This is a genomic window from Nocardia sp. NPDC003999, assembly GCF_053604885.1.
In genome coordinates, this window is sequence record NZ_JBSGIB010000043.1 from 1 (window position 1) to 9561 (window position 9561).

At 69.0% G+C, this 9561-nt stretch carries 12 protein-coding genes; 5 read left to right on the top strand and 7 right to left on the bottom strand.

The features are described from left to right. The first annotated feature begins 298 nt into the window (after positions 1–298). From nhaA to ACWESM_RS36370, 3 genes are read left to right on the top strand one after another with little or no spacing between them, the layout of a single operon-like run. A complete protein-coding gene (nhaA, locus tag ACWESM_RS36360) occupies positions 299–1603 on the top strand; it encodes a Na+/H+ antiporter NhaA (protein ID WP_364439773.1) in 1305 nt (434 codons plus the stop codon). A gap of 33 nt (positions 1604–1636) precedes the next feature. Next, complete coding sequence (locus ACWESM_RS36365) at positions 1637–2143, top strand: phage holin family protein (protein ID WP_355078672.1); 507 nt, start codon at positions 1637–1639, stop codon at positions 2141–2143. A gap of 43 nt (positions 2144–2186) precedes the next feature. Further along, the gene (locus ACWESM_RS36370) at positions 2187–3122 is read left to right on the top strand and encodes an alpha/beta fold hydrolase (RefSeq protein WP_355078673.1); all 936 of its coding nucleotides are present in this window, start codon (positions 2187–2189) and stop codon (positions 3120–3122) included. A gap of 184 nt (positions 3123–3306) precedes the next feature. On the opposite strand, the gene ACWESM_RS36375 is transcribed toward ACWESM_RS36370, so the two are convergent. The 4 genes from ACWESM_RS36375 to nth all read right to left on the bottom strand — a co-directional run bounded on the left by ACWESM_RS36375 (position 3307) and on the right by nth (position 6641). Beyond that, a complete protein-coding gene (locus tag ACWESM_RS36375) occupies positions 3307–4500 on the bottom strand; it encodes a MarP family serine protease (RefSeq protein WP_355078674.1) in 1194 nt (397 codons plus the stop codon). After that, positions 4497–5213 (bottom strand): NUDIX hydrolase, encoded by a 717-nt coding sequence (locus ACWESM_RS36380; protein ID WP_355078675.1) that lies wholly within the window; start codon positions 5211–5213, stop codon positions 4497–4499. The genes ACWESM_RS36375 and ACWESM_RS36380 overlap by 4 nt, the downstream gene beginning before the upstream one ends. 85 nt (positions 5214–5298) lie before the next feature. Continuing rightward, positions 5299–5943, bottom strand: coding sequence for a TlpA family protein disulfide reductase (locus tag ACWESM_RS36385; protein WP_364439766.1), 645 nt, complete (start codon positions 5941–5943; stop codon positions 5299–5301). After that, entirely contained in the window at positions 5940–6641 is a 702-nt protein-coding gene (nth, locus tag ACWESM_RS36390; RefSeq protein WP_355078736.1) for an endonuclease III, read from the bottom strand. The genes ACWESM_RS36385 and nth overlap by 4 nt, the downstream gene beginning before the upstream one ends. Positions 6642–6864: 223 nt before the next feature. Here nth and ACWESM_RS36395 point away from each other — a divergent pair, with 223 nt between their 5' ends. Next, positions 6865–7107, top strand: coding sequence for a hypothetical protein (locus ACWESM_RS36395; RefSeq protein ID WP_067799616.1), 243 nt, complete (start codon positions 6865–6867; stop codon positions 7105–7107). A 132-nt stretch (positions 7108–7239) separates the two neighbouring features. Then, positions 7240–7914, top strand: coding sequence for a Crp/Fnr family transcriptional regulator (locus ACWESM_RS36400; protein ID WP_039794544.1), 675 nt, complete (start codon positions 7240–7242; stop codon positions 7912–7914). Positions 7915–7977: 63 nt separating this feature from the next. Here the strand turns inward: ACWESM_RS36400 and ACWESM_RS36405 are convergent, their stop codons facing one another. Genes ACWESM_RS36405 through ACWESM_RS36415 form a run of 3 tightly spaced genes read right to left on the bottom strand, consistent with a single transcriptional unit; the run spans position 7978 to position 9446 of the window. Further along, positions 7978–8769, bottom strand: coding sequence for an MBL fold metallo-hydrolase (locus ACWESM_RS36405; protein WP_356963457.1), 792 nt, complete (start codon positions 8767–8769; stop codon positions 7978–7980). A 39-nt stretch (positions 8770–8808) separates the two neighbouring features. Further along, positions 8809–9267, bottom strand: a complete 459-nt coding sequence (locus ACWESM_RS36410; protein ID WP_355078678.1) for a RidA family protein — start codon at positions 9265–9267, stop codon at positions 8809–8811. A gap of 17 nt (positions 9268–9284) precedes the next feature. Continuing rightward, positions 9285–9446, bottom strand: a complete 162-nt coding sequence (locus ACWESM_RS36415) for a DUF4177 domain-containing protein (RefSeq protein WP_085994820.1) — start codon at positions 9444–9446, stop codon at positions 9285–9287. Positions 9447–9561: the final 115 nt, after the last annotated feature.

Here is a 9561-nt window from a genome sequence, read left to right on the forward strand (position 1 = left end):
CCCCAAAACCCGCAGCGGCAAAATCATGCGCCGACTCCTGCGCGACGTCGCCGAAGGACGCGAACTCGGCGACACCTCCACCCTCGTCGACCCGAGCGTCTTCGAGGCGATCCGGGCGGGCAAGGGCTGATCACACAGCGCTGAGCGCGGCCGGTGCCGGGACCCGGTACCGGCCGCACCCGTTAAGATTGCGTCAGGTGTGCCGGGAAGTCTGGTCGGCGAGTGGTCGCGCACCCGTTCAGCCGACGCCGGTGGGTGCCGCGTCCGCGCCGCCCGACCACCGGCCGAAAGGTTTCCCGTGATCACGCGAGTGCGCTCGGAACTGTCCCGCTACCTCCGCACGGAAACCTTCGGCGGCGCACTCCTCCTGATCGCGGCGGCCGGAGCGTTGCTGTGGGTGAACTCGCCGTGGGGAGCCAGTTATCTGACGATCACCGAGACGGTCGTCGCGATACCGCCGCTGCATCTGGAACTGACCCTGGCCGAGTGGACCGAGGACGGTCTGCTCGCGGTGTTCTTCTTCGTCGCAGGCCTGGAGCTCAAACGCGAACTGGTCGTCGGCGAACTCGCCGACCGCAGACGCGCCACTCTGCCGGTCATCGCGGCGATCGGCGGTGTGGTGACGCCCGCGCTGATCGCGGCGGTGGTCGGGTTCGGGATCCCCGGCATGGACCGTGGCTGGGCCATCCCCGTCGCCACCGACATCGCGTTCGCGCTCGCCGTCCTGGCGCTGACCGGTTCACGCATCCCTACGGGCGCGCGGGTCTTCCTCCTCAGCCTGGCCGTGGTCGACGACCTGATGGCCATCGTCCTGATCGCGGTGCTGTTCACCACGACGGTGTCGCTGCTGTGGCTGCTCGTCGCCGCCGGATGCTTCGCCGGGTGGGCATCGGGGCAACGCGCGCGAATCCGCACTCCGTTGCTCTACGTGCCGCTGGCGTTGGTGTCCTGGTACGCGCTGCACGAGGCGGGCATCCATCCCACCCTGGCGGGCGTCACCCTCGGCCTGCTCACCCGGGTGCGTGCGGATCCCGGTGAATCCGAAGCGCCTGCCACCCGGCTCGAGCACATCTTCCAGCCGGTCTCCGCCGGGTTGTGCGTTCCGCTGTTCGCCCTGTTCGCCTCCGGAGTCCCGTTGAATCCCACGGTCTTCGGTGAGTTGTTCACCGACCGGCTCGCGCTGGCCGTGATTCTCGGCCTGCTGGTGGGCAAACCGCTCGGGATTTTCGGGATGAGCTGGGTGGCAATCCGGTTGGGCGTCGCGACGCGGCCCAGCGGACTCGGCTGGCGGGACATGTTCGCCCTCTCGGTGCTCGGCGCGATCGGCTTCACGGTTAGCCTTCTCGTGGCGGAACTCGCGCTCGCCGATGTCGCGGACGGGTCGGCCGTCGAGTTGGCGAAGGCCGCTGTGTTGGTGACATCAATGGCGGCGTCGCTCGCCGGTTCGGCGCTACTGTTGCGGCGTGGGCGTGTCCACCAGGCTCGGCGGGACGCCCGTGCGCTACAACGTGAACAATACGGCGGCGCGAGCGATCCGCCCGGAGGCGGTAGCCTGCGTGACCACGGAGGGCACCGGGAGCACCGCCGATCGAACGGGAGTTGAAGCAGTGCCGGGACAGGGAGAAGGGTCGACCAAGTGAGTTTCAACCACGGCGGTAACGGGAGCGACGCGGAGCGCGGTCGTACGGTCACCTCCATTCCCCTCACGGATGCCGATCCGCTCGGCAACGCCAGTTTCGGGACGCTGGTGCGCGACGCCGCCGAGCAGATGTCGACCCTGGTCCGCGCCGAGGTCGAACTGGCCAAGGCCGAGGTCACCGGCGAGATCAAGAAGGGCCTGCAGGGCAGCGTCTACTTCATCCTCGCGCTCACCGTGCTGCTGTTCAGCACGTTCTTCTTTTTCTTCTTCCTCGGCGAACTGCTCGACGTGTGGCTGGCGCGCTGGGCGGCCTTCCTGATCGTCTTCCTGCTCATGGTCGTCGCCACCGCGGTACTGGCGTTCCTCGGCTACCGGCGGGTGAAGAAACTGCGCGCGCCGGAGAAGACGATCGATTCGCTCAAGCAGGCGCGCACGGTGCTGCCGCACGGCTTGGGCGCGTCCGCGCACGAGGACCGGCTCGCCCTGGAGAAGCAGACTTCCTAGGCGCGCGCGCGAGCCGGTACGGCGGCTACTAGGCTCGATCGGCGTGTCGGCGAACTTGCTCCCGGATCCGTCCAGCGTCCGTTACGACGGACCGTGGACGCATAGGGACGTGCACGCCAACGGCATCCGCTTCCACGTCGTGGACGCGGCGCCCGAACGGTCCGACGCACCGCTGGTCGTGTTGCTGCACGGCTTCGGCGACTTCTGGTGGTCCTGGCGGCACCAACTGACCGGCCTGGCCGAGCTCGGCTACCGCACCGTGGCCGTCGACCTGCGCGGCTACGGCGACAGCGACAAGCCGCCGCGCGGTTACGACGGCTGGACGCTCGCCGGTGACGTCGCCGGGCTGATCCGGGCACTGGGCTACACCGAGGCGACGCTCGCCGGGCACGCCGAGGGTGGTCTGGTCTGCTGGACCACGGCGGTGCTGCATCCGCGCTTGGTTCGCTCGATCGCGCTGGTGGGCTCGCCGCATCCGTCGGCGTTGAAAAGCTCCGTGCTGCGCAACCGCCGCCAGCGCGCGGCCTGGCTGCCGAACTTCCTTCGCTACCAGCTCCCCCGGTACGGCGAGCACTTGTTGACCACCGCCGACGGCTTCGAAGTGGAACGGCTGCTGCGCCAACGGGTCAGCGCGGGTTGGGCGAACACCGCCGAATTCGTCGACACCGCACAGCGGATGCGGTCGGCGATCCGGATCCCCGGCGCCGCGCATTGCGCACTGGAGTACCAGCGCTGGGCCTTCCGCAGCCAGTGGCGGCCGGACGGCCGCCGGTTCATGGCGACCATGCGCCAACCCATCCGCATCCCCGTCCTGGCCATGCGCGGCGAGCTGGACCCGTACGTACTGCCGGGAACCTTCCGCCGCGACCTCCATCTCTCGCCGGAACGGCGGCTGGCCGGTATCCCGGCGGCCGGGCACTTCGCCCACCAGGAGAACCCGGACGCCGTGACGAAGGAACTGGTCAAACTCCTCGGCTGAACGCTTCGCGTTCCGGCCCGGCCACGGGTTCGCGGCCGGGTCTCGGTTCGATGAAAGCGCGTACCCACACCGATCCCGCGCTTCCGCCTTCCCAAGTCGCGACCAAGCCCTGCAGCGGAACGAGTTCCGCGACATCGGAATACCACGGCTCCGTTCCGGTGGTACGGCCGACCCGCGTCGCGGATCAGCTCAGCACACAGGCCCCCGTGGCCACCGGCCCATCGGAACGCTGCGAAGCTTCGAGTTCGGAGCGGACTTCGTTGAGCGTCAGCACATAACCGGTGTCGTTGTCGGTCACCGCGGCGCCGAAGACGACCCCGAGCACCTGCCCTTCGGTATCCACCAGCGGCCCACCGGAATTGCCCGCCTGGACGAGCCCGCGGACGGTGTACACCTCACGCTTCACCGTTCCGTCGCGGTAGATGTTCGGGCCGGTCAGATCCAGAGTCTCGCGGATCCGGGCCGCGCTCGCGGTGTACCGGCCACCGCCCGGGTAGCCGAGCACGATGGCGCTGTCGCCGGTACGCGCGGGCGACGGCGCCTGCGGCACGACCGGAGCGGTGAGTCCGGGTACCGAGAGCACCGCGACGTCGGTGAACGGGTCGAACAGCACCACCGAAGCGGGCAGCGAGCCGTAGGCGGTGTCCACGTCGACGCTCGTCGTGCCCGCGACGACGTGAGCGTTGGTCATCACGCGCTCCGGGGCGATCACGAAGCCCGAGCCCTCCAGCGCCCGCTGGCAACTCGGCGCGACACCGCGGATCCGCAGCACGCTCTGCTGCAGCGAGGCGGCGACCGGGCTGGCCAGCACGCTCGGATCCGGTGGTTCCACCGCGGCGATCGGCGCCCGCCCGAACGGCCCGATCACGTCCGGCAGACCGGAGGTGTTGAGCAGCTTGGAGAATTCGTTGGGCAGCTTGCGCAGCCAGTTCGGCGCGACGTCGTTGACGTCGGCCAGCACCCGCGAGCCGTTGATCGCGGTCGCGATGGCCGGCTGTGACGAGGTGGCCAGCGGCAGTGCCAGCAACCACGCGGTGACCAGCACGGCGACCGCCTGCAGCCCCGCGCCGACCACGCTGTCCACGCTGCGCGTGAAGGGATGACGCATGCCGCTGCGCGCCGCGCGTCCGAGCACCATGCCCGCGACTTCACCGACGATCACCAGCACCACGATGAGCAGCACGCCGGTGAGCACCCTGGTGCGGCCCTCGTCGACGTGCACCAGGATGTGCGGCGCGATCAGGATGCCCGCGACCGCGCCGAGCACCACGCCGAGGAAGGCGAGCGCGGAGGCCACCGCGCCCTGCCGCCAGCCCGAAGAAGCGGCGAGCAGGGCCAGTAGCACGACGGCGATGTCGAGCCAGGCCGACGAACTCATAACGTCATCCCCACGGCGGCGAGTGCGGTCTGCAGATCACGGACGTCCGCGTGGTCCCACTCGCGATCCCAGCCCGCGGCCTTGCTGATCCCGGCGAGGATGCCGCCGGTGAGGCCCCAGACCAGCATCCCGTCCACCTGGAACGCCGGGCTCTGATAACCGAGGGGGCTGCGAACCAGGAAGCGGTTGGCCGGATCCAGCAGCTGCGCGAGCGGCACGCGCACGACCCGCTCGGTCTCGCTCCGGTCGACCACCTGCACCGCACCCGGCGTACGCCAGTACGCGAGCACCGGCGTCACGTCGAAACGAGAGACCGGCACGAACAGCTTGGGTTGTACCGCGAACGGTTCCACGCCGGAACGGTCGAGGCCGGTTTCCTCGCACGCCTCCCGCAGCGCGGTATCGATCGGCCCGGCATCGCCCGGGTCCGCGGCGCCACCAGGGAAGGCCACCTGGCCGCGATGCTGACGCAGGGTGGAGGCGCGCTGGGTGAGCAGCACCTCCGCGTCGGCGGGCAGTCCGCCGGGGGCATCCGGGTCGGGCTCCGGCGAGCCGCCGAACAGCACGAGCACCGCCGCTTGACGCGGCTTCGAGGTCACGGTCATGGCGCGGCGCAGCGCACGCGCCCTGGTCGCGGTGTCGGCGCTGTCGAGGGCCGGTTCGGCCGAGCGGGTCAGCCAGTTCGGGATGCCGGGGGGCATTTCGATGGTCATCGCGCACCTCCCCCGCGCATTCGCCCACCGACCCGCGTGCACGCCCGCACCGTCACCTCCACCATTGATTCGTCCACCCGCATCGTCATGCGGCCACTCCGAGCTTGCCCGCGACGGTATCCGCGATGTCATCCACCCCGTCGAAAGCGCGCACCTCGACGTCGGCTATCGAGCCATCGGCACGCACAAGCACCGAGATCGGCAGCACAGAGGGGGCGCCGACGACCGTGCGCACTCGCGCGTCGGCGTCGAGCACGCCGGGCAATCTCACGTCCAGTCCGCGCAAACGGGACAGTGCCTTGGCCTCATCAGGGTCGCTGTGCACGGTCAGCACCGTAATCGCGTTTCCGGCGCGTTGGGCGTATTGCTGCAAATACGGCAACTCTCTGGCGCACGGTGCGCACCAGTAGGCCCAGAGATTCAGCAGGGCGGGCTTGCCCGCCAGCGCGGCGGCCAGGTCGACCGGTTCGCCGTCCGCCAGACATCCCAGCGTTATCCCGGCCAGCGGACCGTTGCCGGGGGCCGCGCCGCTCGGGCAATCGGGCAGATGGGCGGCGGCGCGCAGGTCATCGGAGACGCCGGAGGCAACGGGAGCCTGGTGTTGCTCCTCGCTCCGGTCGTCGCCGCGCGGCCACACCGCGACCGCCAGCGCGACCACGACGATCAGACCGGCAAGTGCCCAGCGCCACGCATGTCCCGCACTCCTTCGGCCCGAGGGCTCAGAACTCACCGGCCCACCAGCTCGAGCAGATGCTCCCGCTCCGGCCCCTTCACCAACTTGGCCGCGGCCTCCGGATCGGTCGGCCCGATCCCGAACGACGGACAGTCTTTGACCAGGACGCACGCACCGCACGCCGGCTTGCGGGAATGACAGACGCGCCGTCCGTGGAAGATCACCCGGTGCGACAGCATCGTCCATTCCTTGCGCTCGATCAGCGCGCCGACGATGTGCTCGACTTTGACCGGGTCCTCCTCGTCGGTCCATCCCCACCGGCGCACCAGGCGACCGAAATGGGTGTCGACCGTGATGCCGGGGACCCCGAACGCGTTACCGAGGATGACGTTGGCAGTCTTGCGCCCGATGCCGGGGAGCTGGACCAGTTCGGTCAGGGTGTGAGGCAATTCACCGTCGTGACGTTCCAGCAGCGCTTGGCCGAGTCCGATCAGGGAGGAGGTCTTGTTCCGGTAGAACCCGGTCGGCCGGATGTATTCCTCCAGCTCCGCGCGATTTGCCTCGGCGTAGGCCCGCGCGTCCGGGTAACGGGCGAACACCGCGGGCGTGGTGAGATTCACGCGCTCGTCGGTGCATTGTGCCGAAAGTATTGTCGCCACCGCCAATTCCAGCGGTGTGGTGAAATCCAGCTCGCAGTGCGCGTCGGGGAAGGCAGTCGCCAGTTCACGGTTCATCCGGCGCGCGCGGCGGACCAGCCCGAGCCGGGTTTCCGCCTGTCGTGCCCTGGTTTTCCGATTCGGAGCCGCGGCGGCGACCGGCGGCGTTCCGGAGGGCTCGGAGCCGGGCGGAAGCCCGTTCCCGGAGGCGGTGGAGGGGGAGACGCGCACGCGTCCACCATACGGAATCGGCAGACAACGTTGTCCTTCCAGTTCAGTTGCCGTGTTCCATCTGAGACCTCGACCGTGTTTACTGCTCGTCATGCAAGGACTCGCTGTGGTGCTCTTCCCAGTGGTGCTGATGCTGTTCGCACTGGGTATGGAGCGGGTCGAGAACCGGCTCCGCAAGCTTCTCGAACCCGACGAAGAGGTTCAGCAGTACCTGGACAAGGCAAGCAACGCCGAGGTGAAGGAGCTGACCAAACTCGGTCTGCCCGCCGCCGTCGCCCGGATGCGCAAGCGCCGCTCCCGCGGCGATGAGATGGACGTGGCCCGCGCCAGCTGACGCGGCGCAAGTGTCGCGCAATCCACTCGTTACGTGGTGTCCGTCACTACGCTGTAGTGAGGCCGCGTAGACTGCGCTGTTGGCCGAGTCGCTTCGGTCCGGTACAGAGCCATTTCCCTAAGGAGCACATTCGTGGACGAGGCCCTCGCCAGAGCAGGCATCTTCCAGGGCGTCGAGCCCACTGCGGTGGCCGCCCTCGCCAAGCAACTTCAGCCGGTTGATTTCCCGCGCGGTCATGTCATCTTCAACGAGGGTGAGCCGGGTGACCGGCTGTACATCATCACGTCCGGCAAGGTGAAGATCGGACGCCGTTCGCCCGATGGGCGCGAGAATCTGCTGACCATCATGGGCCCGTCCGACATGTTCGGCGAGCTGTCCATCTTCGACCCAGGTCCGCGCACTTCCACCGCCACCACGGTGACCGAGGTGCGCGCGGTGACGATGGACCGCGACGCCCTCAAGACCTGGATCGACCAGCGGCCCGAGATCGCCGAGCAACTGCTCCGCGTCCTCGCCCGCCGCCTGCGCCGGACCAACAACAACCTGGCCGACCTGATCTTCACCGACGTGCCCGGCCGCGTCGCCAAGGCGCTGTTGCAGCTCGCACAGCGCTTCGGCACGCAGGAAGCCGGCGCGCTGCGGGTCACCCACGACCTGACCCAGGAGGAGATCGCCCAGCTGGTCGGCGCCTCCCGCGAGACCGTGAACAAGGCGCTCGCCGACTTCGCGCATCGCGGCTGGCTGCGGCTGGAGGGCAAGAGCGTGCTCATCTCCGACTCCGAGCGCCTGGCCCGCCGCGCTCGGTAACACGCCCCGAACGACGAACGCCGGGTTCAGCGCTCCACTGAACCCGGCGTTCCGTTGTTCCTGTCAGCCGTGCACGCGCAGGTAGTCCAGCTGCGCCTGCACCGAACTGCGCGCCGCGGGCCACAGCCGCTCGTCCACATCGGCGTACACGCGCCGTACGACCGCCATCGCGTCCGCATCCGAACCGAGCACCCGCAACGCTTCCCGCACCTGGCCGAGGCGCTCGTGCCGATGGGCGATGTAGTAGCGGGCAACCGGTTCGAGATCAGGATGATCCGGGCCGTGCGCGGGCAGCAACGCCTTGCCCTTGCCCGCTTCCAGCAGCCGGTCCAGCGAGGACAGATAGTCGGCCAGCGCACCACTGCCTGACCCGAGCACGGTGGTGCCAGCGCCGAGGATGGTGTCGCCCGTCAGCACCGCGTCATCGAGGACGAAACTGACCGAGTCGTCGGTGTGGCCCGGCGTTTCCAGCACGGTGATCCGCAGGCCCGCGGCCTCGATCACCTCGCCGTCGGCGAAGGCGGCAGCCGAGCCGCGCAGAAAGCCGGAATCCTTGGCGCGCACGGATGTCCCGGTCAGTTCGACCAGATGATCGATCCCGCCGGTGTGGTCGTGGTGGTGGTGGGTGATCAAGGTGAGAGCGACCCGGCCACCGGTGGCCTCGGCGATCGCGGCGCTGTGCGACTCGTCCTTCGGACCCGGGTCCACCACCACACAGTCCGACCGGCCCGCCGCCCGCAGGATCCAGGTGTTGGTTCCCTCCAGGGTCATCTGTCCCGGATTGTCGGCGAGCAGCACCGCCGCCGTCTCGGTGACCTGTCGGAGCTGCCCGTAGGCGGGGTGTGTCAACGTCATCGCAAAACCTCGGATAGAAACGGAGCCGACAGTTCCGGTCTAGCGCACCTCGGCGATCAGTTCGACTTCGACCGGAGTATTCCGGGGAAGTTCGGAGACGCCGACGGCGGAGCGCGCGTGCTTGCCCGCGTCACCGAAGACCTGACCGAGGAACTCCGACGCACCGTTGATCACCACCGGCTGATCGCCGAATCCGGGTGCCGAAGCCACGAATCCGACCACCTTGACGATCCGCACCACCGCGTCCAGCCCGACCAGGTCGTGCACCGCGGCCAGCGCGTTGAGCGCGCACAGCCGAGCCGCTTCCTTGGCCGCCTCCACCGAAACCTCCGCGCCGACCTTGCCGACCGCCGACAGCTCGCCGTTCACGAACGGCAGCTGACCGGAGGTATAGACGAGCGACCCGGTGCGGATCGCGGGAATATAGGCCGCGACCGGTGCCACGACCGGGGGCAGGGTGATTCCGAGCTCGGCGAGGTTCTTCTCCCACTGGGTCACTGCGTCACCCTCCTTCGCTACTTGGGCCGCTTGAGATAGGCGACGTGCTGCTCACCGGTAGGGCCGGGCAGCACGGTGACCAGCTCCCAGCCGTCGGCGCCCCACTGATCGAGAATCTGCTTCGTCGCATGCGTCAGCAGCGGCACGGTCGCGTACTCCCACAAGGTCGTATCACTCATGTGCGAGAGCGTAGCTCTGTCTGGTTGCCGCGACTTCGTCGCGGCGTGTTCGCGGCCCCCTTGTGGCTCGCGTTTGCGCGACCGCCGCTGGCGACTTCGTCGCGGACGCGGCGGC